The sequence below is a fragment of the [Scytonema hofmanni] UTEX 2349 genome (assembly GCF_000582685.1).
Classification (GTDB): domain Bacteria; phylum Cyanobacteriota; class Cyanobacteriia; order Cyanobacteriales; family Nostocaceae; genus Hassallia; species Hassallia hofmanni.
Map to the genome: position 1 here is coordinate 1,104,304 of NZ_KK073769.1, position 25,769 is coordinate 1,130,072.

General features: G+C 41.9%; 19 protein-coding genes. 5 read left to right on the forward strand and 14 right to left on the reverse strand.

The window, feature by feature from the left end; genetic code table 11:
• Positions 1-90: 90 nt before the first annotated feature.
• The 4 genes from TOL9009_RS0135125 to TOL9009_RS0135140 all read right to left on the reverse strand — a co-directional run bounded on the left by TOL9009_RS0135125 (position 91) and on the right by TOL9009_RS0135140 (position 5,347).
• A complete protein-coding gene (locus tag TOL9009_RS0135125) occupies positions 91-3,561 on the reverse strand; it encodes a HEAT repeat domain-containing protein (RefSeq protein WP_029638104.1) in 3,471 nt (1,156 codons plus the stop codon).
• A gap of 883 nt (positions 3,562-4,444) precedes the next feature.
• Entirely contained in the window at positions 4,445-4,669 is a 225-nt protein-coding gene (locus tag TOL9009_RS0135130) for a hypothetical protein (RefSeq protein WP_038298287.1), read from the reverse strand.
• Positions 4,653-5,138: a PIN domain-containing protein gene (locus TOL9009_RS0135135; protein WP_029638108.1), complete on the reverse strand. Its 486-nt coding sequence runs from the start codon at positions 5,136-5,138 to the stop codon at positions 4,653-4,655. The genes TOL9009_RS0135130 and TOL9009_RS0135135 overlap by 17 nt, the downstream gene beginning before the upstream one ends.
• A gap of 5 nt (positions 5,139-5,143) precedes the next feature.
• Complete coding sequence (locus tag TOL9009_RS0135140) at positions 5,144-5,347, reverse strand: hypothetical protein (RefSeq protein WP_029638110.1); 204 nt, start codon at positions 5,345-5,347, stop codon at positions 5,144-5,146.
• Between the two features lie 103 nt (positions 5,348-5,450).
• Here TOL9009_RS0135140 and glyS point away from each other — a divergent pair, with 103 nt between their 5' ends.
• From glyS to TOL9009_RS42445, 5 genes are all read left to right on the forward strand, one after another.
• Positions 5,451-7,601, forward strand: a complete 2,151-nt coding sequence (glyS, locus tag TOL9009_RS0135145; RefSeq protein ID WP_029638112.1) for a glycine--tRNA ligase subunit beta — start codon at positions 5,451-5,453, stop codon at positions 7,599-7,601.
• 81 nt (positions 7,602-7,682) lie between these two features.
• The gene (gene murD, locus TOL9009_RS0135150) at positions 7,683-9,131 is read left to right on the forward strand and encodes a UDP-N-acetylmuramoyl-L-alanine--D-glutamate ligase (RefSeq protein WP_029638114.1); all 1,449 of its coding nucleotides are present in this window, start codon (positions 7,683-7,685) and stop codon (positions 9,129-9,131) included.
• Positions 9,132-9,268: 137 nt separating this feature from the next.
• The gene (locus TOL9009_RS0135155; RefSeq protein WP_029638116.1) at positions 9,269-10,996 is read left to right on the forward strand and encodes a S8 family peptidase; all 1,728 of its coding nucleotides are present in this window, start codon (positions 9,269-9,271) and stop codon (positions 10,994-10,996) included.
• A 153-nt stretch (positions 10,997-11,149) separates the two neighbouring features.
• Positions 11,150-12,298 carry a hypothetical protein gene (locus tag TOL9009_RS0135160; protein WP_242055619.1) on the forward strand — a complete coding sequence of 383 codons (1,149 nt, stop codon included), beginning with the start codon at positions 11,150-11,152 and terminating at the stop codon, positions 12,296-12,298.
• Between the two features lie 444 nt (positions 12,299-12,742).
• Positions 12,743-13,207, forward strand: coding sequence for a hypothetical protein (locus tag TOL9009_RS42445; RefSeq protein WP_144238458.1), 465 nt, complete (start codon positions 12,743-12,745; stop codon positions 13,205-13,207).
• A 266-nt stretch (positions 13,208-13,473) separates the two neighbouring features.
• Here the strand turns inward: TOL9009_RS42445 and TOL9009_RS0135175 are convergent, their stop codons facing one another.
• The 10 genes from TOL9009_RS0135175 to TOL9009_RS0135215 form a co-directional block, all read right to left on the reverse strand.
• A complete protein-coding gene (locus TOL9009_RS0135175; protein WP_029638123.1) occupies positions 13,474-14,361 on the reverse strand; it encodes a class I SAM-dependent methyltransferase in 888 nt (295 codons plus the stop codon).
• A 215-nt stretch (positions 14,362-14,576) separates the two neighbouring features.
• The gene (locus TOL9009_RS0135180; protein ID WP_029638125.1) at positions 14,577-15,962 is read right to left on the reverse strand and encodes an oligosaccharide flippase family protein; all 1,386 of its coding nucleotides are present in this window, start codon (positions 15,960-15,962) and stop codon (positions 14,577-14,579) included.
• Positions 15,963-15,964: 2 nt separating this feature from the next.
• Positions 15,965-16,096 carry a hypothetical protein gene (locus tag TOL9009_RS49905; RefSeq protein ID WP_260676011.1) on the reverse strand — a complete coding sequence of 44 codons (132 nt, stop codon included), beginning with the start codon at positions 16,094-16,096 and terminating at the stop codon, positions 15,965-15,967.
• Positions 16,086-17,045 carry a glycosyltransferase family 2 protein gene (locus tag TOL9009_RS0135185; protein ID WP_029638128.1) on the reverse strand — a complete coding sequence of 320 codons (960 nt, stop codon included), beginning with the start codon at positions 17,043-17,045 and terminating at the stop codon, positions 16,086-16,088. Before TOL9009_RS0135185 ends, TOL9009_RS49905 begins: the two co-directional genes overlap by 11 nt.
• A gap of 67 nt (positions 17,046-17,112) precedes the next feature.
• Positions 17,113-18,213, reverse strand: a complete 1,101-nt coding sequence (locus TOL9009_RS41535) for a glycosyltransferase family 2 protein (RefSeq protein ID WP_063628734.1) — start codon at positions 18,211-18,213, stop codon at positions 17,113-17,115.
• Positions 18,214-18,227: 14 nt separating this feature from the next.
• The gene (locus tag TOL9009_RS0135195) at positions 18,228-19,400 is read right to left on the reverse strand and encodes a glycosyltransferase (protein ID WP_029638130.1); all 1,173 of its coding nucleotides are present in this window, start codon (positions 19,398-19,400) and stop codon (positions 18,228-18,230) included.
• Positions 19,401-19,670: 270 nt separating this feature from the next.
• Entirely contained in the window at positions 19,671-20,744 is a 1,074-nt protein-coding gene (locus tag TOL9009_RS0135200) for an acyltransferase family protein (RefSeq protein WP_029638132.1), read from the reverse strand.
• Between the two features lie 15 nt (positions 20,745-20,759).
• On the reverse strand, positions 20,760-22,208 hold the full coding sequence (locus tag TOL9009_RS0135205; RefSeq protein ID WP_029638134.1) for an O-antigen ligase family protein: 1,449 nt from the start codon (positions 22,206-22,208) through the stop codon (positions 20,760-20,762).
• On the reverse strand, positions 22,198-24,372 hold the full coding sequence (locus TOL9009_RS0135210; RefSeq protein ID WP_029638136.1) for a GumC family protein: 2,175 nt from the start codon (positions 24,370-24,372) through the stop codon (positions 22,198-22,200). Before TOL9009_RS0135210 ends, TOL9009_RS0135205 begins: the two co-directional genes overlap by 11 nt.
• 76 nt (positions 24,373-24,448) lie before the next feature.
• Positions 24,449-25,645 (reverse strand): glycosyltransferase family 4 protein, encoded by a 1,197-nt coding sequence (locus TOL9009_RS0135215; protein ID WP_029638138.1) that lies wholly within the window; start codon positions 25,643-25,645, stop codon positions 24,449-24,451.
• Positions 25,646-25,769: the final 124 nt, after the last annotated feature.

Here is a 25,769-nt window from a genome sequence, read left to right on the forward strand (position 1 = left end):
GATCGCCACAAGAATAAATATTTATATCATTAACTATACAAAACCTCCGCGTACCTTTGCGCTTCCCTTTGCGTACCTTTGCGTTTAAAATTATCTAGAGCGCAACAACTGCACAAACGTATCACTCACTGTATGATCCTTCGTGTTGGCAGCGTATTGAATCAAATCTTCTCGCAGAGCTTTAGCTTTATCCAACGGTAGCAAAGTTGCTAATAAGAAGTATACACCACGAAAGCGCGGATCGCTCATGTGGTCAACCAGGCGTTGTTCTGCTGCGTCACCATCGCCGAGAAAGGTTTGTACTAGAAAGAAGTCCATAATTTTATCATGGCGGAAGTAGCATTCTTTCTTCGGTTCTCCTTTTTCATCTAGCCACTGACGGCTAACAACCATTTTATATTTCTCATCTTCCATCGATTGTAATTCTTGGTGGAAAAGTTCACCAGATAAAGCTTTCTCATCATTGAGTCGCATTTGGTAGACAGCTTCGGAGAACTTTTTCAAGGGAAATTCATGCTTCCATTCTTGCAAGTATTCTGCTGCCATTTCTTTATATTGCTGTTCTTGCAGGCGAAACAAATCAGGTTGCTTGCCTTGTGATAACATTTGAGCAACCAAAGTTAAATCCATCGGATTGGAAAGAGTTCGTTGTGCTGCTTCTAACTCTTCGCGAGATTGCTGTTGGTTGAAGGCTTCTTTCAAGTAGTTTTTGCAAGCTTGCTCGTAAGCAGTACCTTGTATTTTCGCATCTTTAGGTAGTCGCTGCTGTCGGGTAATCAAAAATTGTTCAATTTGTTGACGTTCTAAAGGTTGCAAGTAATACATTTTTGCCGTTGAGGGGGGTATCCACTCTAGCGGCTGGGTAGTCATAATGATGTTACCGCGAAAGTAGCTCTCGACGAACTGGGTAATTTTGGCGCGTGTGTCTGCTGTAACTTCGTTCAGTCCATCGATGCAAATATCTATGGCACCGCTGTAAATCAGGTTTTTCAGAAACTCGGCGTCTTGTGCTTGTCCGTGCAGCTTTGCTTGAATTGCCTCAATTACACCTTTATCGCATTTGTGCGCCGGCAGATAAACGACAATTGTTTGAGAAGATTTTACCAGATGGCGGAGAAACATTGACTTGCCTAATCCAGAATCGCCTTCTAGGACGATTTGCCCTTTGATGCTGGGAATTTCTTGGGTAATTAATGGGATTTGTTTTTGTTGGGATGAAGACGCGATGTTTTGGGATGAAGACGCGATGAATCGCGTCTCTACAATGCCGGATTGGGGGAAATATGCTTGGGAATTAAAATTGTTTAATCCTGCATCTGCTAGGAGGGAAAATTTAAATGGTTCAAATAGTTTGCGACGTAAGAAGGGAACCCAAGCAAGGATAAAGCCGACGTAACCCATACCAAGAATGCGACGTACCCAAGGGTTCCAGAAGAAGATTGCTTGAACTTGGGGAAATTTTGGGTAAGCAAAGATAAGGGCAAGCCAAAAGGTAATATGAATAAGGATAATGTTTCTCGCACCGAAGAACCACTTCCAATATTCGAGCTCATTAATCACCGACTGCACCGTATCCGCTTCGTTATATCTGTCTTTTTTCAGGTTGTCGTGGTGACTTTGAAGTAAGATAATATCTTGTGCTTTCCATGAGACTTTTTTGTTAGCAACAACATTGCCTATTTGCTTTGCTAAGTCGTTTTGTAATCGCTGAAGCTTCTGAGTCTTACTTGCTTCCCAAGCTTTGAGAAAGACATTGAGAGTTTTAACGCCTTTGTCGTGATTCAATTGGGTGGGGGTAGGTTTGTTGTCAGGATTGCCAAGCCATGTCAGCAGCGTTTTCACTTCATTAGTACCACCACCAAGGAAGTAGGTTAAGAAACGCCAATTCAAGTATTTTTCATTTGGCTCATAGACATTATTTAGAATTACAACAACCTCTGTCAACTCTAGTTGTTTGATTTTCCCTAATGCTGACGCTGCACTGCTACGAACGTTAGTGTCAACTTTTTCATCTTTGAGGATGTTGAGGATTTCGGGAGCGTACTTTGCCCCCGCTTCTCCCAAGTTCCCTAATGCTTCTGCTGCACTGCCACGAACGTAAGCGTCAACTTTTTCATCTTTGAGGAAGTTGAGGATTTCGGGTGCGTACTTTGCCCCCGCTTCTCCCAAGTTCCCTAATGCTGACGCTGCACGGTAACGAACGATAGCGTCAACTTTTTCATCTTTGAGGAAGTTGAGGATTTCGGGTGCGTACTTTGCCCCCGCTTCTCCCAAGTTCCCTAATGCTGACGCTGCACTGCCACGAACGATAGCGTCAACTTTTTCATCTTTGAGGAAGTTGAGGATTTCGGGTGCGTACTTTGCCCCCGCTTCTCCCAAGTTCCCTAATGCTGACGCTGCACTGCCACGAACGTAAGCGTTAACTTTTTCATCTTTGAGGATGTTGAGGATTTCGGGTGCGTACTTTGCCCCCGCTTCTCCCAACTTCCCTAATGCTAACGCTGCATAGCGACGAACGTCAGCGTCAACTTTTTCATCTTTGAGGAAGTTGAGGATTTCGGGAGCGTACTTTGCCCCCGCTTCTCCAAAGTTCCCTAATGCTGACGCTGCACTGCCACGAACGGATGCCTCAACTTTATCATCTTTGATGAAGTTGAGGATTTCGGGAATATACTTTGCCCCCGCTTCTCCCAAGTTCCCTAATGCTGACGCTGCACTGCTACGAACGCGAGCGTCAACTTTTTCATCTTTGAGGAAGTTGAGGATTTCGGGTGCGTACTTTGCCCCCGCTTCTCCCAAGTTCCCTAATGCTTCTGCTGCACTGCCACGAACGTAAGCGTTAACTTTTTCATCTTTGAGGATGTTGAGGATTTCGGGAATATACTTTGCCCCCGCTTCTCCCAAGTTCCCTAATGCTGACGCTGCACTGCTACGAACGCGAGCGTCAACTTTTTCATCTTTGAGGAAGTTGAGGATTTCGGGTGCGTACTTTGCCCCCGCTTCTCCCAAGTTCCCTAATGCTTCTGCTGCACTGCCACGAACGTAAGCGTTAACTTTTTCATCTTTGAGGATGTTGAGGATTTCGGGTGCGTACTTTGCCCCCGCTTCTCCCAAGTTCCCTAATGCTGACGCTGCACTGCCACGAACGTAAGCGTTAACTTTTTCATCTTTGAGGATGTTGAGGATTTCGGGTGCGTACTTTGCCCCCGCTTCTCCCAAGTTCCCTAATGCTGACGCTGCACTGCCACGAACGTCAGAGTTAACTTTTTCATCTTTGAGGATTTTGGCAGCTTTCTGGGCAATATCCTCCGGTTTCTTTGGCAGAGCTTTCAAATCTTTCGCTTCATATTCAGCTAATTGTCTGAAAGCAAGTTTCTGCACTTTCGGATAGCCATCGTCAAGAGCCGCTAATATACCATCAATATGCCACGGTTGCGGCTTCGGTTTGGGTGCTTCTTTGGCACTTACCCAAGAGAAGGAGAGGAGGAGAACAAGGAATAATGTAAAAGGGAAAAGGAAAAAGGGGGAAAGCTTGCTAATTTTGCGGGCAGTTTTGAGCATGGGAGAAAGCACAAGATGATGATACGCCGCTGTTGATATAATATAAGTTGGTTAAATATCTTCTGTTGTTCAGGAAACAATTGTATTAACCACAGAGCAATCACCCTCAGGCTGGAAGCCTGGGGCTACAGGAACGAAGCCCACCTACGTGGGCTAATTAGCGCTCTTTTATTACTCTCGCCAGATGATATTTGAAACCATCTTTTCAGATTAGTCCGCGCAGGCGGACTTTGTTTATGTAGCCGCGATTTTAATCGTCGGGGTTTCTACGAGTTTATAATGCGATCGCATATAACAGTTATCAGTTGGGTGCCATACATCAAAGAATTAAGCAAACGCAGATGAACGCAGATGGACGCAGATAAAGAAGAATGACGACGACTCGTTATTTTATAAAGATGTTGGCTGAAAACCCCGAAATTAGAACCTAAAAACTTTTTGGGTTTTTAGGTTCTAATGTCTTTTAAGTCGGGGATGAAAGCCATGTGGGGGATTTATCCCCCAGTGACATTATGTGTTATCTTATTTCCAACAGGAATGGTAATCAACCTGTATAAAAACCTAACTGCCTAACGGCAATCTGTACCTTGATAACTGAATCTATGCGGTTCTACTGCATTGTTCTAGTTTCTTCCTAGCAGTAGGTAAAAGATTCATAGGAACTAGACGACTCAGAATTTTGGAACAAATCGTTTCAATTAAATAGGACTTGCAGCAATGCAACTAGGGTAGGGCATACCCAAAGTTAACGCTTGGGGAGAGTCCCACCTCTATCTTTAGGTAACGCAAGGAACCTAGTTTAAGTGGTCTCGTTGAACCAAGAATCCCCGTCGATTTATCGCGGGGAGTGTCAATAAGTCACTTATCTGCTGAGAACAAACGCTTACTCAATAATTTCGTCATATTGACTGGTGTTGTCTTCGGATAACTGTTTCATTTCTACCAGCACATCCGTCAAAGTTTTTTCATCTAGCCATTGATGACGTTCTTTGGTATAATCTCCTTTACCTGGATTGAAGTATTGAATAAACCGAATAGTATCGGCAATTCCCAGAGAATTGATTAACGCATCGTAGCCCTGTTTGATAATTTCATTTTGGGTTTTCATCATTGTTTTCCTCGGCTTGTATTACGAATGCTAGCCATTGAATGGGATTATTAATCAATACGTTAATTAATTGAGAGTTTTTTTTAGCTTTGTTGAAGAGTCTGTCATCTGTTGTGAGAAATACATCACCCTGACTTCTCTCTGCGCTAGCGATGTGGGTGGCATCATAGCTTGAGAATCCTAATCTTTGGAGTTGGGCTGCTCTGTCTTCAATGAAGCCGCTATTAATAACTTTTATTTTAGCAATGTCGAGTAATTTTTTGACGTTTTGTAGTCTTTCTAAATCAGGTATTTGGTTCAATTCGGCAATTAAAACACTGCTGTTGATAAGTTTCCAAGTCCCTGATTGACATTTACTCAGAATTGTCATCACTGCCTGTGCTTCTAAATAAATACGGGATTGCGTCTGATCATCAAACGGACGATTAAAACAACAAGCATCAAGATAAATTTTATATTGTTTGCTCATGGTGTTTACTCATTGGTAATACCCTGCAATGCGATCGCATCCCCATACAATTCGATTGGATCGCGATCCGATGCCATTGGATCGCGATCCGATGCCATTGCATCCCGATCCAATTCGATTGTCACCCGATCCAATGCGATGCGATCGCGATACAATACGATTGTCACCCGATACAATGCGATTGTGACTCGATACAATGCGATCGCCACATTTTCTCAAGACGCGATTAATCGCGTCTCTACAAGGATTTCGGGCTTAACTGAAGGGTATTGTAATATAGTTAAGCCACGGTTTCCTTGACAATAGTGTTCTATGCCTAATTTTTTATTAGAAGTCGGTACAGAAGAATTACCCGCAAGCTTTGTCAGTAGCGCTGTTAAGCAGTGGAAACAGCGCATCCCCCAAAGTTTGGAAACACACAACCTAACTAGCGATGCGGTGGAAGTTTACGGTACTCCCCGACGTTTGGCTGTGTTAATTACAAATCTACCAGCGCAGCAACCAGACAAAGAAGAAGAAGTTAAGGGTCCCCCTGCACAAGCTGCATTTAAAGATGGTAAACCAACACCGGCAGCGTCAGGGTTTGCAAAAAAGCAAGGTGTAGATGTTGCTGATTTTGAAATTCGTCCCACAGAGAAGGGGGAATTTATCTTTGTGAGAAAAAAGACTCCCGGACGTCCGGTAGCAGAAATCTTGACGGAATTTGTCAAGGAGTGGATTTTCAACTTGGAAGGTAAGCGGTTGATGCGCTGGGGTGATGGTGATGTGAGGTTTTCCCGTCCGATTCGTTGGTTGGTGGCTTTGTTGGATGATGCGGTGCTACCAATTGAGTTGGATAATGGATCTGAGGTGATTAAGAGCGATCGCTTAACCCATACTCATCGTGTCTTACATCCACAACCAGTCACTATTCCCCAAGCTAGTGATTATCTTACCACGTTACGTTCGGCTTTTGTGATTGTTGATGCCGATGAACGCGCAACTACAATTAAAGAGAAAGTTCTTTCATCTGTACAAAATCTCGATGGACACGTAGAAATCTACCCCGATTTGTTAGAAGAAGTCACAAATCTGGTGGAATTCCCCTCAGCGGTTGTCGGTAAATTTGAAGCTGATTTTTTAGAACTTCCTACAGAAGTGATTACCACGGTGATGGTGAGTCATCAACGTTATTTCCCTGTCTTCAAATCAGCCAACAGCAAAGAGTTACTTCCTTATTTCGTCACGATTTCCAACGGCGATCCCGCGAAATCAGATATTATTGCTGTGGGGAACGAAAGAGTTATTCGCGCTCGTTTAGCTGATGGGAAGTTCTTCTACGACAGCGATTTAAAGAAGCCTTTAGAAAGCTTTTTACCGCAATTGGAAAAAGTCACCTTTCAAGAAGATTTAGGTTCGGTGCGTGCCAAGGTTGATCGAATCTGTCAAAATGCCGCAGCAATTACAACCCAACTGCAATTAACTCCAGAAGAAACTAACAACATTCAAAGAGCAGCTTTGCTTTGTAAAGCCGATTTGGTAAGCCAAATGGTGTATGAGTTCCCAGAATTGCAAGGCATTATGGGAGAAAAATATGCAGCGAAAAGCGGAGAATCTCCAGAAGTCGCAACCGCAATTATTGAACATTATTTACCAAAAGGTGCAGGTGATAACTTACCTGAAACTCTCACAGGTCAAATTGTCGGTTTGGCAGACAGACTAGATACTTTGGTAAGTATATTCGGTTTGGGAATGATACCCACAAGTTCATCTGATCCCTTTGCTTTGCGAAGAGCAGCAAATGCGATAGTTAATATTACTTGGTTTGCAAATTTGGCAATTAACTTGCAAGAATTAATTGAGGTGATAGCAAGTAACTTTGCCACAACTTACAATAAAGATGCAGGGAAGTTAGTTACAGCATTAAAAGACTTTTTTCGGCAACGCATACGCACACTGTTACAAGAAGAAAAATCTATTGATTACGACTTAGTGAATGCAGTGTTGGGAGAAAACGACGCAGAATATGCCGATCGCGCTTTAATAGATTTATTGGATGTACGCGATCGCGCTTTATTTTTGCAACAAATTCGCAACGATGGCACATTAGATCAAATCTATGAAACTGTGAACCGTTCAACTCGGTTAGCAGCACAAGGCGATTTGGACTTTATCCAGCTTAATCCTACAGCTACAATCAACCCAGAACTATTTCAAAAATCCTCAGAACAAGCTTTGTATAATGGTTTAATCGAGTTAGTGCCAGAAACAGAATCCGCAAAGCGATCGCGCAACTATCGACAGCTAGTAACAGAACTCGAAAAGATTGCTCCTGCTGTTACCAACTTTTTTGATGGTGCAGAAAGTGTCTTAGTAATGGATTCAAATCCCGAAATCAAGCGCAACCGATTACATTTGCTGGGATTACTTCGCAATCATGCTCGTGTTTTAGCTGATTTTGGCGCCGTCGTCAAAAATTTATAGTTTAGGCAACAAAATTTTGTGTAAAATGTGCCAATAAACGCTACCATAGTGACACTTAACCAGGGATAACTGCTACAGTCTATGTCCAAAGCTCATGTAATTGGATTCGGAAAGTCCGGTGTTGCTGCGGCGAGATTGTTGAAAAAGGAAGATTGGGAGGTGGTGATTAGTGATTCTGCTAATGCGGATATCCTTGCTTCACGTAATACCTCCGAAAACTTCCTTCACCAGCAACAAGAACTTGCCGCCCTAGCAATAACTGTTAAACTGGGGTATTCCCTCGACTTGAATGATGCAGATTTACCAGAGTTAATTGTTGTTAGTCCTGGTGTACCTTGGGATATTCCGCTATTAGTCAAAGCGCGAGAATTGGGAATTGAAACTATCGGCGAAATGGAACTCGCTTGGCGTCATTTACAATCTATACCTTGGGTAGGAATTACTGGCACTAATGGTAAAACTACCACCACAGCCTTAACAGCCGCAATTTTTCAAGCCGCCGGTTTTAACGCCCCCGCTTGCGGTAACATCGGCTTGGCAGCTTGCGAAGTTGCACTTTCTCAAGATGGGGCACAAGGGGAAAGACGTTCCACTGGAACGTCTCTACCAATTGACTGGGTAATTGCTGAATTTAGCAGTTATCAAATAGAATCTTCTAATACTGTTGCTCCCCGCATCGGTGTTTGGACGACTTTTACACCAGATCACCTTGCTCGTCATAAAACTTTAGAGAAATATTACGATATCAAAGCTAAATTGTTGCATCAATCTCAGTTACAAGTCTTGAATGGGGATGACGCATATTTAAGCAAGATTGGTTTAAGTCAGTGGAGTAACGCTTATTGGACAAGTGTTAAAGGTAAAGAGCATCTAATTGGTGAAAAAGGCTTTTATATAGAAGATGGTTGGGTTGTAGAGACGCGATTAATCGCGTCTCTACAAGAAGATGAACGCATAGTTGAAGTATCAGCTTTGCGGATGGTAGGCGAACACAATCAGCAAAATCTGCTAATGTCTGTAGCAGCAGCGCGGTTGGCAGGAATTGAAAAAGAGGCTATATCTGCTGCAATTCGTGAATTCCCTGGCGTTCCTCATCGTCTTGAGCATATCTGCACTTGGGAAAATATCGATTTTATCAATGACAGCAAAGCAACTAACTACGACGCTGCGGAAGTTGGTTTAGCATCGGTGCAAGCTCCGGTGATTTTGATTGCCGGTGGGGAAGCGAAAGCTGGGGATGATACAGCGTGGCTGGCAAAAATTAAGGCGAAAGCTTCTGTAGTATTACTTATAGGTAGTGCGGCAGAAAGTTTTGCTAAACGTTTAGAAGAGGTGGGGTATGATAGTTACGAAGTTGTGGAAACAATGGAAAATGCGGTTAAGCGATCGCCATCCTTAGCACTCACACATCAAGCGTCTGTTGTACTACTATCTCCAGCTTGTGCAAGTTTTGACCAGTATCCTAATTTTGAAGCCCGTGGTGATGATTTTCGCGTGTTGTGTTTGAAGTGGGTAGGGACTAGGGACTAGGGACTAGGGACTAGGGACTGGGAAAGAGATTTTTATATTTCTTGCTTCTGTCCTTTTCCTTTTTTTGCGTAAATATAAAGTAGGATTCTTTGTCCCGATCCCCTAGTCCCTAGTCCCTAATCCCCAGTCCCCATTTTATGGTTAGCGATCGCTTAAACAACACAAATAACTTGACTCCTAAGTTTGAAGGCTTTTTTATTGAGATGGTAATGCCAGGACAAAAGAAAAGAGTCCAGGAAGTTGTGACTCAAGCTTTTGGTTTAGATGGTCAGGTGAAATCAGTTGGTGACAATCAGACTGAGTTTCAAGTCACTCTCAAGAAGAAAGTTTTATCGGTGAAGGATGCTTGGGATAAATCATATCATCTGCGATCGCAACCAGGAGTGGTGGATGCACAGCCATTGTTTGCGGTTCCCCTAGCTGATAATTCCCAATCAGAACCGATAGGTGACACTCAAGGTCAAATAGAAGAACAAAGCAGTGATGTAGAATGGAGTCTCAAACAAATTCGCGTTTTTGAAGCATGGTCGCGCTTTTTCCCTGACCCGCAGCGACCGCCAGGACATGATATTATTATCGGGCTGCCGGATACAGGTTATTCAGAACATCCAGAAATTATTCGTAATCTGCTTTTGGCAAAAGGCTACGATTTTCTAAAGAAAGACAAAGACCCAAAAGATGAATTAGAAAGACCTTTTGGTCAAGTTGTAAATAATCCCGGTCACGGGACATCAACAGCAAGTGTACTTATCAGTCCCAGAGGAGCGCAAGGCGATTATCTGAGTGGGAAAGCTGTTACAGGAGTTGCACCTGGTGCAAAAGTAGTACCTCTGCGAGTTTCTTATTCAGTGGTATTATTAAGTGTGCAAAATCTTGCTGAAGCGATCGAGTATGCGGCAGATAATAATATTCATGTTTTGTCAATCAGTCTAGGGACTGGTTTCTTTAACCAACGTCTGCGGACTGCGATAATTTATGCTCAAAAACGAGGCGTAATTATAGTAGCAGCATCTGGGACTTATATTCCCTACGTAGTTTGGCCCGCTGCCTATGATGAAGTGATTGCTGTAACTGGTAGCAATGTACTGCGTGAGATTTGGTCAGGTGCATCCCAAGGACATCAAGTTGATGTTACCGCACCTGCTGAGAAAGTTTGGTATGCGAAAGTTGATAAGATAGATAATGAATTTAGATATAATATACTTCAAGGCTCCGGGACTTCATTTTCGGCGCCAATAGTTGCGGGTGTAGCGGCTTTATGGCTATCGTATCATGGACGACAGGAGTTAATTAAGCGCTATGGTGCCGAAAAGATTCCTTTTATCTTTAATCAGATTCTGCGGGATAGTTGCGAAAAGTTCCCGACATGGAAGCCGGATAAATTTGGTGCAGGAATTGTCAATACAGAGAAAGTTCTTGCCGCACCATTACCTGATAATGTTAGTGGTACTAATTTTGCACCAGCGATCGCCTTACAACAACATCCAGCTATAGACAACGGTAGGCTAGAAACTTTCACCCATCTGTTTGAAAACCAACTAACCGACAGTCAACCAAAAGATAATTTTATCGCGGTAGCTGGCGATCGCAATAAACTTCTTGCAACTCTGGCAGAACTGTTACAAACAACAGAAACTCAGTTACCACAACGATTGAAAGAGGTAGGACAAGAGTTAGCCTTTCATATTACCACAAATCCAACGCTTTATCAGCAATTAGCAAAGGCTTTATCTATTGAAAAGCCCGATGCAAATCAGTTGAAAACAAAATCTCTCACTGAGTCATCAAAGTCAAACAATTTGGATTCAGTACGCGAGATTTTGTTGCAGAATGTATCTGAAGTTTTGAAGACAAAGTTGAGATAAAATAATGGTCTATAATCTCACTTCCCAACTATGTATTCCAAGCTCATAATAAGCGGTAATCCACTCATAGCAAGGCTTTCAATGATTAGAGCCGTCTTAAGTATTAGTGTAAATACATATAAGTGACTAAATAGGCAATCCGAAATAATGCTCATGACATTCTGTGTATCTACCAAATATATTGAACTTTGGAAACACAAGATAGACTATTTCATGAGCTTTTTTCCCTATTTGATCAGGCGCTTGCAGTTATCTACTTTACTGATATTCTTAGCGAGTGTAATTGTCACTCTTGCTCTCGGTTGTCTGCCAACTCCCAGCCAGACTCTTACACGAGACAAGTTTCTCCAACCCTTTTCATCCACATCCCCTTGGAATATGCCCATAGGCTCAAATGCCCAATACATACCTGCCGGCATCGATAAGGCAGGTTATACTGCGGCAGATGAGGAGTACTTCTACAAACTCAAAGCAAACGACCCCTACCATCCAATTTATAGTCCTGGTGCTTGGGGTGAAGGGCGCTGTACAGGCACTAAACCTATGGAATTGTGGCTACCCATTCCACACGATTTAATTGTTCAAGATGCCACGAGTCAGCCTTACAGCACTCCCAATAATGCGAGTGCTTTTTTAATGCCAAATGGTAAAACTTTAGTGCAGCTTGAACCCCTGGCTCGTTGTCAACCCGGAGGTTCAATTTATGGTTGGCGTTATCCGGACGTTGACATTTACGGAGAAGGAATAGGTGGAGCGCATTTTGGTTCTGGTCTTTCTGCGATTGGTGGCTCTGTTCGCAAAGGTGAACTCACCAGCAATCAGCCAATTCATCATGCATTGAAAATTCTTCTTTGGGGAGAAAAATATTATTATTACTCTCAGTCTAATCCTGGGTATCGCTGGCCCGCAGATCGTGCAGATGCCAATGCCGCCAAGCAGTATCATGGTAAAAACCCCGCCCTTGTCCAAGGAGCGCTTTTAGCAATTCTTCCCAGCCAAACCGAAGAAAGTCTTAACTTGCAAACACCTGCGGCTAAAAAACTATTTCATGCCTTGCAAGATTACGGTGCTTATATTGTTGATGATGCCGGTTGGGACGCTCATTACCTCGCAATGGAAAGAGGAGTTGTGGATGAGTTTCGCAACACCTTCGGCTATGATTTCGAGGGTAAAAGCGGACAATTTCAGGACGACTTTATGAAGCTATTTCAAGCGTTGCAAATTGTCGATAACAATACAGCAAGCAGTGTTGGTGGCGGTGGAATTCCCCGTGTTGCTCTTGCTCCCCCGATTGGAAACTGAAGAATTAGTTTAGACGTTCCAGTGTAAAGACATTCCGCTGTAAAGACGTTCCGCTGTAAAGACGTTCCGGCGGAACGTCTCTACGATGGTTGCACACTAAAGACGTTCCAGCGGAACGTCTCTACGACGGTTGCAATATTTTTATTAACGTTAATTAAACGGACATCATATAATAAACGAGATTGTAGCTAATTGTTCCCCAAGATATAACGGTGAACTCGAAGAATTCATGGTGTTTCGTTGTCAAGAGATTATGAAACACCACGACTTTGTTTGACTTTTTATTTGAGCGATCGCATTGCTTCTTCACAAAAATATATATATAAAAGTCCTGTTTGATTATAAACTTTCTGATGTCAGTATAAGTGATTTAACTTGACTAGGCTGTGCCTTTATAGGTTCAAATTTTTTCTCAAATACTGCTCATAAAGAAGGAGATTGATCGTGTTTCGTAAATCTATGTTTATATCTTTTGGTTTGGGTTGTAGCTTGCTTACCTGTGGTATCGCTCAGGCTTTACCCAAACCCATTGCAAAACCAAATTCAGTAGCGCAAAGTTCTAAAGATAATAAACCTTCTGGTTCCCCTTTTGGCTTCGTAAATATAAAAGGTGCAGTAGTCCGCAGTGATGGCACTCTTGCTCGTAGCTTAGGAGCAGTATCATCAAGCTTGCTTGATACAGGAGCATATGAGGTAGAATTTCCACAAAATGTAAGCAATTGCATCTACAATGCAACTCTTGGAGAACCTGCTCTAGAAAATCCGGAAACAGGAGAAATTGTAGTGGGTCTGCGCCGTGGTAATCCTAACGCTGTGTTTGTTGGAACATTTAACAGCAGTGGAGAAAGCTCCAACAAAGCATTCCATTTAACAGTTACTTGCCCGGTAAATCGTGGTGGGTATCGGTAAACCATGAGAAAGAGGGGGAAAGGGGAAAGGTTAAGAAGTTATTCACAACACGCATAAACTTTTTTCTTTCCTTTCCTACTATACGGGTTCAAAGCCCCCTCCTTATGATTGAGGTCTCCCCCAAGGGGAGGTCACAATCCTCCTCTAAATTCTTTCCCCTTTCCCCTTTCCCCTTTAACCTTTTCCCCTCTTCGTGAACCTTTACCCCTCTTAAAAAAACCCTTTTTTCCTTTCCCCTTTCACCCAAACAAATTGGTGAGATTATATCAAGAACCAAAAGTGAATAATTTTCTTATTTTTGCAGCTATGTATGGTCGCCTTATTTGGGCATCTTTTAAAAGAAAGATAAAATCTTTAATTGATATTTTTTCTTTTTTAACAAACTCCATTGGTTTAAACTTAAAAAATGTTTTTTGACTATACCAAGTCATTAACATTTTCTTTTCTAAAAAGAGAAAAGGTGTCTGATTAGCAAATTTTAAATTGGACTTTAAATGAGTAGGAAAAACATCATAAACAGCAGAAAATGCTTCTGTAATTATGGTGATGCCGGAAGTTTTCAGCATAGAGTTAATATCTCTAATAGCGGTAATGGGGTCAGTCAAATGTTCTAAAACTTCAAAAGAAAGCACAACATCATATTGAGATGTAAGACAAGAATTATAATCAGAGATAATATTTACGCGATCGCCGATCAAATCGTAATGGGCAAACCGCTTTGTCGCAAATTCGTATGTTTTACTTCCAGGGATGTCGAAATAGTTAATTTTAAATCCATTATTAACAAGTTCTAAAGAATCATTGCCGGTGCCGTCACCCAACATGAGAATTGTTAAATCATCAAGTGATCGAGCATTCTTTTGGGCGTATAAGCGAATCCTTTCAATCGCTTGTTGAATCCAAAGCTGTCTTTCTTTTGTTGCCCAAAAAACCATAGTCTCAATTATTAATCCATGTCCTTCTTTGTAGAGTTTTTCCATCTTGTCGTCATATTGATGGGGAGTTACTCCAAAATGCTTTGCTTCTTGAATTACGGTTCCTTCACCTATAGCCTGCATCCACACTCTATGTTCTACTTCCTGTCTGGGCAAATCGGTAAAATTAACTAGTTCATCAACAATTTCTTGATAACTGAAAGGAAGTTTAATGTTCATAGTTTTGTTTTGTACTGATTTTTGACCTGTAGAGACGCGTTAGCGAAGCGGGACGAAGTTCAATTTCGCGTCTCTACACTCGGATTTTAGGCTTAACACCAAGCGTATTGGGGCATAACCAAATCTCAGTAGATTGAAAACTTTTGTAATCTAAGCGTCCTAACTTCAATTACATTGTAGCTAGGACGCTTAGATTAACCTAAGCGCCTTTTTTGTCAAGACCTCAAAATTTGTAAATAGCCGACAAGGGTATTTCTCTCTTTGGTTGATAATAGTGGAAGCAGTAGCAACAAGCAAGACAGGTAACGAGCTGAACCAGGTAATGTACTTAAAACTAAAACAGCGATGGTGATGCCGTACCAAATAAGAGCTTTAGTGTAATTTAAATTGCCCAATTCTTTGACTATATATATATGAAGTAGTAGGTAACTAGCTAATGCACATATTTCAGCCCAGCCATAACCAATTATTCCCATTTGCGGTACTAGGAAAAATGCACCACCGGCAAAAAGTGCAACATGAGCTGCATGAAACCAAGCAACTAATAAATTTTTACCCAGCAGATAAAGTACTGAGCAATGTAAATTGAAGATGGAATTGGAAAGATAGCCAACGGCAATATATGGAAAGACTTGCAGCACTGGAGTCCAATTTTTCCCAAAAATCAGTAATAATACCATCGGACCGAGTAGCGCAAAACCTGCCAATGGAACGCCAACTGCTAACGCTTGCAAACGCATTCCCTCTTCAATACTATGACGCAGGCGAGTTTTGTCATTTTCGAGTTTAGCAAGGGCTGCCATAGCTAAACGCCAAGTTACTGACTTAGCAAAAGAAAGCATTTCGACTAAACGAATGGCAAGAGAAACAAAACCCACAGCTTCAGCACCGGCAAAACGTCCGACAATGACTGGATTGACAAGCGATCGCAATTGCCATAACCAAGTTGAACTAGAATAGCTTAAACCATACTTCAACATCTCCCGAATCAAACTTGGCTTCCAGCATAAGCGCGGACGAAGTTTAGTACTCGAATAAGTCAGCGCAACCATGCTGATTTGCTGAAGCCACAAACCAGCAGTTGGCGCCCAAGCACCAGATCCTTGATGCGCTAGTGGCAGCGCGATCGCATAGTAGCTAATTTGACTGATTAACTCGATATATGCCACCCGCTGAAAATTTAAGTCGCGGTCGAGTTTAATTGTTAAAGGTATATTTAACAATGATAAAGGTAAAGTCAAACCCAAAGCCGCCAAAAAGGGTGCTGCTTCTGGAAGGTTAAGCATTTGAGCAATAATATGTTGCCCTAATACCAAACTCAGTGCAGAGGTTCCACCAAAACATAGCAATAGAGTAAACGCTTGGTCATAATCTTCTTGCTCTGGGTTGCTGGTTTTGCGTAATAAATAAACATCCAAACCCCATATACCCAAACCACCTATAAAACTGACAATTCCATAACCTACTCCATACAAACCGTACTGGGCAGGTCCAATAACTCTCGTAATAAATATTACTCCTATCAGGCTGAGTAATATTCCCAGAGCTTGTCTTATAACCAGTAAAGCTCCACCCTTAATAACTTGATTTCGCAGTCCCACAGTTACTCCAAAAAGCGATTAGATATTAGGAATTGGGCATGGGGCATGGGGCATGGGGCATTGGGCATGGGGCATTGGGGTTTCTCCCCCTTGTCCCCCCTTGTCTCCCCATTCCCCAATTCCTTAAATTGCACGAAATGACAAACGCCGACGTAAAGAACGATTAAACGATCGCACTTTTTCATAACCTTCAGATCCCAGCCATTTTAGTGCGGCGATCGCTACACTCAAACGCATAAACCAAGGTCGTAAAAGTAGTTGCGGATAGTTGGCGATCGCTAAGTTGCGATAATGTGCCGCTTGTTGGAAATCTTTGTTATCTATAGACCTCCAAGCAAGAAAGACATACAATCTTCCATAGCTTTGCGGTCTTAAATACAACACTTCTGTTGGCAAAGTTCGATATGTTTTCTCGATCAATCGCCGGAAACCTTCTAACATCGACTGGCAATCTTTTGATTTATTATGAGGATGTTGTCGATATCTAACCAAGGGTTCTTTGATCACTCCATAGTAATAACGAGCGGCGATTCTAATCCACATATCCACATCTTCGATGTAGCTATTTTCATCAAATAAGCCAAGAGTTTCAAAACAAGAACGGCGAATCATGGGTGAACTTCCACAGCAAACCGAGCTATCACATGTTTCAAAAACCTTTTTGTAGACATCACCTTCTTCAGTGTGCCTCATAACTATGCCTGTGAGCTTACCACTTTCATCCATGTAAGCTGTCCAAGCATCAACTAGACCAACTAAAAGATTATTATCTAAACAATTTGCTTGTTTTTCTAACTTAGTCGGTTCCCAAATATCATCAGCATCTAAAAAGGCAATATACTCACCTTGAGATTCAGTAATTCCTTTATTTCGTGCCGCAGCCGTACCTTGATTTTCCTGGGAAATAACCTTGATTCTGGGGTCAGTTATTTGAGAACCCCATTCCACAATTTCATCGGAACTACCATCATTAACAATCAATACTTCAAAATCAGTCAAAGTTTGCTGCAAGACGCTCTCCACGGTTTCCGGGAGGTATTTCATTGCATTATATGCGGGAACAACAACAGATACTTTTGGCATGTTTTTATCTCTCAAATTGTCTACTTTGGTAATTAATACCAAATCAAGTTGAAATTACTGTTTTTTCTTAAGTCCGCGCACCATCCGGACTTTGTTTGTGTGCGCGTAAACTCCGGGAATTCCATTTGCCAGGGCTGCATCGGATTGTTTGCACAAGCGATCGCACTCTGTCATAAGTTTGTGAACCTAGCAATTTGAGCAGCGACAAAGCAATACTTTGACGGATAAAATCCCAAGATAAAATTAGTTGTGGATGATGAGCGATCGCTTGATGATTATAATGACTTGCCTGTGCAAAATCCTGATTATTAATCGCTTTCCAAGCTAAATAAAGATTAAGGCGACCATATCCTTTCTCTCTTAAAGGTAGGACTTCAGCGGGTACAAATTCAAAAGCTTGTTCTATAATTGTCCGAAAAGCTTCTAAAGTTCCTTTACAGTTACTAGACTTACTTTGAGGATGTTGTCGATAACGAACCAAAGGTTCTTTTATTGCGGCAAATTCATAACGAGCCGCAAGACGAATCCACATATCTAAGTCTTCGAGAAAAGGTAAATCTGGATTAAATAATCCAACATTATCAAAACAACTACGACGAATCAAAGGTGTACTATCACAACAGCAAACAGGTTTAAATTGTACAAGTTGTTTCCAAACATCACCCTCAGCAGAAGAAACAATTATTCTTCCTGTAGATTTACCTTTTTGGTTAATTAAAATCGTCCAGGTATCTACTAAACCTATTGAGGGATTTTGTTCTAAAAAACGTACCTGCTTTTCTAACTTGGTTGGTTCCCATAAATCATCAGCATCCAAAAGCGCGATATATTCACCTTTCGCGGCAGTAATACCTGTATTTCTCGCAACAGATGAACCTTGATTTTTTTGGTAAATTACTCTCACTCGTGGATCTGTGATTTGCGTTGCCCATCCAGCAGTTCCATCGGAACTACCATCATCAACTATTAACACTTCAAAATCAGAAAAAGTCTGTTTAAAAAGGCTCTCTATTGTTTCTGGAAGATAAGCAAGAGCATTGTAAGCCGGGATAATTACAGAAACTTTAGGCATATAAGATCCTTCATTTAATTTGAAAACGCTCTCCATTGTTTCTGGAAGATAAACAAGAGCATTATAAAACGGAATCATTACAGAAACATGAGGCATATCAAACCCTCCATTTAATAAGTTTGTTTTGATTGTGCAATCGTTTCTAAAATCGCGTCGCGGTAGCTTAATGTCACCCCATCCCAGCTAAAGCGCATAGCGTTCAGTCGTGGTTGTATTTCTTTTTTTGAATCGAGAACTTTTGCCAGTGCAGCCGCGTAAATATCTGGGTTAGTTACGTCACACAAGATCCCACCATCAGCGACAATGTAACGTCGCATTTCGTCGTCAGTAGCCACCACAGGTAAACCACTTGCCATTGCTTCTATATAAGCCAATCCGAATGGCTCATCAATAGAAGGTAGAGTAAATACATCTGCACTGCGATAGATTTCTGGCATTCGCTCATAGGGAAATGTGCAGATAGCAAAGCGTTGGGAACCGAGTAACTCGTCACCGAGAGATTGAAAGTAAGAGCGATCGCATCCATCACCACACAATAAAAGGCTAGCGTGGGGTAGTCGCGCTACTGCTTGCATGGCAAGTTCAATGCGTTTATGGCTGTTGCGCTTTAAAGAAGCTACACACAATATGATTGGTTTCGCCAAATTAAAATCGATGGTAGTTCCTAACGGTGTAAATTGATTAAGGTCTACACCGTTAGGAATAACGTTAACAACTTGCTTCGGTTTTTGACTATGAACAAAATCTGCCATTGCTTGGGAAAAAACCACCAAGCGATCGGGTTGAAAACGCAGGTTGCGTTTTAATGAAAGTCCATCCCCCATTAATCCCACATGTTCGGTAAAAAGAATCGGTGTACCAATTAAAGCTCTAACAAAAGCCGCCATCCCTAACCCACCATAATCATTACAGGGAAATATTACATCTGCGCGGCGACGTAATAAATGAAAAGCACAAGGTAGAAAATTGGTAAGATGCTCGATAACGATTTCCGGATGAGTGGCAAATCGATGCACTAATGATGCAATTAACGGATGTCGTACCGCACTATAAGCTTGAACGCGAGAAATACCACCAGTAGGATGACAAAAAGAACCGCAGTCAGCTCCACTTAACAGTTCAACGTCAAAGTAGGCACTCAATCGCTTGGTTAATTCTATCGCAAAAATCTCAGATCCACCACTCCAATTAATTCCCGCACTCGGATGAACTAATACAACTCGATGACACCTTTCATGTGACGTTATTGCGGCATTATTAGTATCAAGTATTTCCTGGTTCATAATTTTCATATATTTGAAAAATTGAATTCGTAGTGAGCGCTTCAGCGCTCTCCTTACCCCTAATATCAAATCTATAATTTAACGAAATGATTTTTTAAAGCACTGTTAGCGTTTCTAAGAAAAGCTTTCCCGTAGGGTAGCGCTTAATACGGTTCGTTTAAGGATTTTTCGTAGTGATTTAGGGTATGTAGAGACGCGATACCCTTGCGTCTCTACAAGGTTTTTGGTTTATCGAATTTTCTTATCCGAACCGTATTGGGGTAGCGCTGACTACGTTGTCGCTAATTTCGGTTTCACAATTGAAAGCAATGGTTTCTCAATATAAGAATAAACAGCACATCCAAATAAAAGAGCTATGAAAGCAATTATCAATCCCAGTATATTTAAAATCAGAAGATTTTGAGTAATATCAGGAGCAACTTTCAGGAAAAACTTGGTAATATTATTGATAACAAATCCGTGTATTAAATAAATAGAATATGATGCATTTCCTATATAAATCAAAAACTTATTTACATGTACATTTTTCCTCATTTCTAGAGATGTAGAACCAACTACCAAAAGCATCGAAGGAATACCAAAGGAAATTACAGACGATATATCTACAAGTTTGTAGTAATAATTGATTGCTCCTAAAGTATATAAAAAAGCCCCCACACAAATTAAAGTCATTTCTTGAGGAATTTTATGTTTAGATACAACGTAAGCTGCTAGGCAACCGAGAAAAAACTCAAGATTATGTTCGTTGAAAAGAAAACCAAGCATAAAGCTGTCTTTGGGCAAATCAAAAATTCCGAGAAAATGTGAAAATGTCAATAATAACCATGTGAAAACTATGGGAAAACAGAATTTTGGTTTTAAGGCAATTAATAAACCAAATACGATATAAAAGAAAACCTCAAAACTCAATGTCCAGCTAACACCGAGAAAGCTACTTGAGAGAATTTCTTGACTTTGAGGAAATAAGATAAAAGCTTTGAATATTTCTAGAATACTTCTCTGACTGGTGTCAGGATCATAAGCAAAGAATAAAGAAGCGGATAACTTGAGTGTCAAAACTACCCAATAAATCGGGTAAATTCGGGTAACTCGCTTAAGAAAAAAAGACTTCAGCTTGCTTCTATTCCCAATATCTGATTGATGAATATATAAGATAATAAATCCACTCAAAACAAAGAAGAAATCTACACCTGAACCACCAAAATTAAAGATTTTGCCGAAAAAGTCTTTTTGGAAATTTTGATTAAATATCAAGTCGCAGTGAGCAAGTATTACCATGACTGCGGCAAGTCCTCGAAACACCTGGAGGAGATTTAGTTTTTGATGTTTTGTAGTTTTTTGCATGAAAAATCTCCTTTGTTAATAAGGTTTGGTGAATAAAGGAGTTTGTGGTTGAAGTTTATGCCAATTCCAATCAGCAACTGCTGATACAGTCCACCAGTAAAAAAACAGAGTTGTATGAGTCCAAATGTTTTCGGTAATCATCCCCACAGGGATAGCTAAAAAAACAGCTAAAAGAGTTAAACAAAAATCATGTTGAGCGGTGCCGCTAGGTGTATCTTTAATTAAGCGGATCAAACGCACAATTTGAGCTATAAAAAAGGCAATAAAACTCACCATCCCCACAATTCCTTGTTCTACCAAGGTTCGGATATAATCATTGTGGGGAAGAAATCCATTACCAGCTACTTGTTTACTCAACCCCAAACCATAACCTAAGATTGGGTATTCTTGCCAAGCTTTTAGTAGCATATACCATTGAGAAAGTCGCCAGTTGAAGCTGTTATTATCGCCTTGTGATAAGAGAATTGCTCGCGATATATCTATATCTGGATTGAGAAGCGGTGTATTCCCAATTGATGCCAAACGTTCTTGTCCGAATTCGGTACTAGCAAATAAGCCGATGACAATTGCTAAAAAAACTATCCCACCAAGTAACTTGATAATATTCAATTTTGGCGAAATCAAAACTAGCACAAAAACGGCAAGCATGAGCAAACTAAATAAAGCTTTAGTACTCACATAAAAAAATGCCAGTAGGGACAGCAATATCAGCCAACGCCAACGTTGTTTTGAGTGACTTAATTTCCACCAAGTAAGACCAATGAACAGCAATAAAAAGGTGGCGAAGGTATTAGGATGACCTAATGTTCCATTAATGCGAGAGGCTTTTTCAAATGAAACTTCATCACCTCCCCCAAACACAAATATTGGCGGTAAAAGCGAAGGTGGTAAAACTGTCTGCATCAATGCTACTGTGAGGGGAAAAATCAGCGCTAACAGTAAAGCAGAAACAATTTTTTCTGGATGAAGTCGGTCTTTAAGCTGCATGACTATCAGGTAGACCATCAGCCAGGAAAAAATACGTACCCATTCGCGAATGCTGTCTGACAAAAAGGCAGCATTTAGCCCCAATCCTCCCAAAGGCAAAAGTATCACCCATACGCCTTGTAGCGCTACCCAAGCGGCAAATAGCCACCAAAATTTATTGGTGCGTACAGTTTGCCCTGTTAACAACATTACTGTGACATAAAGTATAGTCAGGGCATCTAGACCAATGGCAAACGCGGCTGGTAACTGTTGACCAGAAAACGGATCTAAAGCCGATCGCAAGATTAATAGACCGAGTACAGCTTGCTCAAAGAAGGAAAAAAAGCAGATAATTGCTGCGATCGCTCCCAACGCTACACCCAGATAAAAGGGTTGAGCACCTGCCGCGAAGCCTACAACTATACCACTTGCTGCGCCTAGGAAGCTAATCAATAGCGCTAGACGCAAACCACGTCTTGAACCTTGATTATTCAGCATTTTTACGACCACCTTCGACTGCGATTAAACGCTTTAGCGATCGCCCCCCTACCGGTCGTTCATTATCAACTGGATAGCGTAAATACTTTTCTGTCTGCTGTGTCATTCCATTGACGACTACTCCCAATACTGGTATTTGATTATGCTCTAATTCTGATACCGCTCTTTGCAGTACCTCTTTGATGGTGATGCTAGGACGTGTTACCAGCATGATTCCATCACTCTGTCTCGCCAATGTAGCGGCATCTGCACAAGCGCTGATAGGTGCAGTGTCTATTATAACCATATCGTAATTTGCCGCCGCTTCTGCTACCAATGACTTCATCGCCAGTGACTCTAATAACTGCGAGGGACGTCCGTGGAATTCGCCACCAGTTAACACATGCAAATTGTCAATTTCTGTGGGCTGCACTGCTTGTTTTAGGCTTCTGCGCTTCTCAATTACATCTGTAATTCCCGGCTTTGGCGCTAAGTTAAATAGTGTATGCTGCATCGGGCGACGCAAATCTGCATCTATGATTAATGTCCGCCGAGATAACATGGCGGAAATGGCGGCTAGGTGCGATGCAACTATTGACTTACCTTCTCCAGAAAGTGTGCTACTGACAACAATAATCTGCACCTTATCGTTACTGCGAAACTCCAAGGTTTTCAGGAGCATTCGGTAAGGCTCAACTAAGCTGATATCATCTAAAAAGCGATCGGCTGGCTCCAAAACGAGAGTTTTAGCAGGCAGACGCGGCAACACTCCAAGTAATGGCAAGCTCAGTAGTTCCTCGGCTTCTGAGGCATCTTTTAAGGTGTTATCCAACACCTCTAAAAGCAACATCACACCAGTACCTAAAACAGTTCCGAACACCACAGCTAGCGCCAGTACTGCTGAACGATGTGGAGAAGAAGCGATGATTGGTGGTTTCGCGGCTTCGATCAAACGGAGATTGCTAACCTTTTGAGCTTCAGTGATGCGTGCTTCCTCTAGTTTGCTTTGTAGCGATTTTAACGAAGCAGTAGCGTCTTCGCGTTCGCGGGTTAGTGCAATGAGGGGTTGCTGTTGAATCGGTAGCCTTGTGAGGCTAATTTGCAGTTGAGTTCTTTGAGCTTTTACTGTCTTAAGTTTATTTTCAATTGCCGATCGCTCTGTCTCATTCGCCAGAAATTTGGAAGTCAAGTCTTGACTAATTTGATCGCCGGCGACACTGTTTGTCGCAACCGATGAATTTGCCGGCGACACGCGAGCAAGTTGCTCTGTGTACAATTTATTGACCTGATCTCTTTCCCCAACCAGCGCAATTACACTTGGGTGGTTTTCTGTTAAACGCAAACGCGCTTCAATTAACTTTGTATTTAACTCTGTTAACTTAGCCCGTAAAGTTTTTAGTTGTTCATCTTGTCCACCGCGTACAGATGCGTAAGCTTTATCTAGGCTTTTAGCGTTGGTGATTTGCCGCAAAGATGCATCTCGTCCTTTTGCTTCTTGCAGTTGAGCTGTCAGACTGCGCTCTTGGTCTTCTAAAGTGGCTAAACTCTCAACTGCGCTTTTAGTTTGCTCTTCAAAAGAGATGATGCCGCTGGTATACCTATACTGGCTTTCTTTTCGTTCAGCTGTTGCTACACGCTTACGAGCGTTAGGTATTTCGCTATTTTCTAAAAATTCCCGTACTTTCGTCGCTTCCGAACTGATTGTTTTGGTATTTTCCTCAATCATTGCTTGAGAAACGGCATTCAACAATTGGGCTGCAAGTTCGGGATCTTTCGATTTGTAGCTCAGTTCCAGAATGTTGGTAGCGGGAACAATTTTCACACCCAATCCTTTATTAAGTTCTGCGGATGTGATTTTGCTTGTGGGTGAACCATTGTTGCTGGATTTGAGAGAAGCCAGGGCGATCGCTCTTTCCAAAACACGTTCGGATTTGACTAATTCGGCTTGGTTAGCCAGGGGACTCGGACCACCAGGGGCGCCCGAAGATACAGAAGTCAAGTCGCGACCCAATTCAGAGACGCTCACCCTTCTATCATCCTGTATCAGTCGCGCTGATGCTTGATACAAACGCGGAGTAACGGTGAGGTAAGCAAAAGCCCCACCAATTACTGCCGTAAATGTCACTAATGCGGGCAATGCACGCCGTTTTAGAACCGCTAATAATGAGGATATACCCTTCTCCATCACACAAAACCTTGTTTCATTGGTGATTTTTTCATTTGTTATTAATTGGTAGAGCACCTAACAACTTAAACAAATGTTATTTTTTGCCCATTACCTCAGCCAGCTTGCTTTCACGCTGGGAAATACCGACTGCTTGACTTGGTGCAGGGGATTTCAACAGCGTGGTATACAATTTTAAGGTTTCAGAGGTAATGCGATCCCAACTGTAGTTGTTTTGTATGTGCTTTTGGGCATTTTTAGCCATTATTGCTAGTTCTTGGGGGTGATTAATTGCCCAATCTAAAGATTTAACGCAGGATTTAACGTTTCCAGCTTCAAAAAGCATTCCCCGTCCATTATTAATTAATTGTTGGTGCGGTGGAATGTCGCTTGCTAGTACGGGAATACCTTCGCGCATTGCTTCTAGCATTGCTAATGGTAGTCCTTCTAAGTCAGAAGGCAGAACAAATAATCCAGCCCCTCGGACAATTTCTGCGAGTCGAGAACCTCTGAGTTCTCCAGCAAAGATGATATTGCGATCGCTTGCTACTTTTTCTAATAAATCGGCGGTGAAGGTTTTGGTATCGCTGACACCACCTGCTAATACTAATTTCCACCCTTTCGGTTTCAGGGCAGAAAAGGCTTCAACCAGCAAGTCGGGACACTTTTCGGGTACAAGTCTGCCCAAAAATACAATATAGCGTCCCCGCTCCAGACCCAAGTCAGTGCCGTAGTCAAAATTGGGGTCAGAATCAGCGTAGCTTGCAGGGGCGTTGGGGATGTATGTTGTTTTGCGATTGTAAGTTTCCCAAAAGTAGTTTTTCAGTGCGTCTGATACAACTATAAATCCGTCGGCGAAACGGACTGCGGCTTTCTCCCCTAGTTGAATTAGCCGAGTCGAAAAACTACCCCATTTGGCACGTTGCCAATCTAATCCCTGACAGGTGACAACTACTTTTGCTTCGGTTGCGATGTTGGGCAAACAAGTAAATAAAGAAGGACCTAGAGCATGAAAATGAACGATATCATATTTTTTGCCACTTGCGGCGATCGCTCCCAATCCAGAAGTAATAAATGCATCTATTCCTCTTAAGTGTCCACCTGGTAGAGGAATGACTCGCACGCCTTTGTAGTCGTAATTCTCAAACCAGGAACTGTCAGTGTAAGAGCAACGGGCGAATAAATCGACACTGTGTCCCTCTGCAACCATGCGCGGATATACTTCTGCACAGTAATGCTCTATACCGCCTTGTTTCGGTGGTAGACCTTTTGCACCAATTACAGCAATTTTCATTTTTATCACTTTTTTTGTAGGTAGTGTACAACTTGATACGCAGACGCTATGAAGGTCTGAAAAACTGCAACGCCGAACGCGCGATTAGGCGCTATTTTTTGTGTTTTACAATGTTTGCATTACT

Coding starts and splice junctions, on each gene's coding strand:
- TOL9009_RS0135195 (WP_029638130.1), bottom strand. CDS start 19,400: ATGAACCAGGAAATACTTGATACTAATAATGCCGCAATAACGTCACAT.
- TOL9009_RS0135205 (WP_029638134.1), bottom strand. CDS start 22,208: ATGCTGAATAATCAAGGTTCAAGACGTGGTTTGCGTCTAGCGCTATTG.
- TOL9009_RS0135160 (WP_242055619.1), top strand. CDS start 11,150: ATGACATTCTGTGTATCTACCAAATATATTGAACTTTGGAAACACAAG.
- TOL9009_RS0135130 (WP_038298287.1), bottom strand. CDS start 4,669: ATGAAAACCCAAAATGAAATTATCAAACAGGGCTACGATGCGTTAATC.
- TOL9009_RS0135135 (WP_029638108.1), bottom strand. CDS start 5,138: ATGAGCAAACAATATAAAATTTATCTTGATGCTTGTTGTTTTAATCGT.
- TOL9009_RS0135155 (WP_029638116.1), top strand. CDS start 9,269: ATGGTTAGCGATCGCTTAAACAACACAAATAACTTGACTCCTAAGTTT.
- TOL9009_RS0135125 (WP_029638104.1), bottom strand. CDS start 3,561: ATGCTCAAAACTGCCCGCAAAATTAGCAAGCTTTCCCCCTTTTTCCTT.
- glyS (WP_029638112.1), top strand. CDS start 5,451: ATGCCTAATTTTTTATTAGAAGTCGGTACAGAAGAATTACCCGCAAGC.
- TOL9009_RS41535 (WP_063628734.1), bottom strand. CDS start 18,213: ATGCCTCATGTTTCTGTAATGATTCCGTTTTATAATGCTCTTGTTTAT.
- TOL9009_RS0135210 (WP_029638136.1), bottom strand. CDS start 24,372: ATGGAGAAGGGTATATCCTCATTATTAGCGGTTCTAAAACGGCGTGCA.
- TOL9009_RS0135215 (WP_029638138.1), bottom strand. CDS start 25,645: ATGAAAATTGCTGTAATTGGTGCAAAAGGTCTACCACCGAAACAAGGC.
- TOL9009_RS0135185 (WP_029638128.1), bottom strand. CDS start 17,045: ATGCCAAAAGTATCTGTTGTTGTTCCCGCATATAATGCAATGAAATAC.
- murD (WP_029638114.1), top strand. CDS start 7,683: ATGTCCAAAGCTCATGTAATTGGATTCGGAAAGTCCGGTGTTGCTGCG.
- TOL9009_RS0135200 (WP_029638132.1), bottom strand. CDS start 20,744: ATGCAAAAAACTACAAAACATCAAAAACTAAATCTCCTCCAGGTGTTT.
- TOL9009_RS0135175 (WP_029638123.1), bottom strand. CDS start 14,361: ATGAACATTAAACTTCCTTTCAGTTATCAAGAAATTGTTGATGAACTA.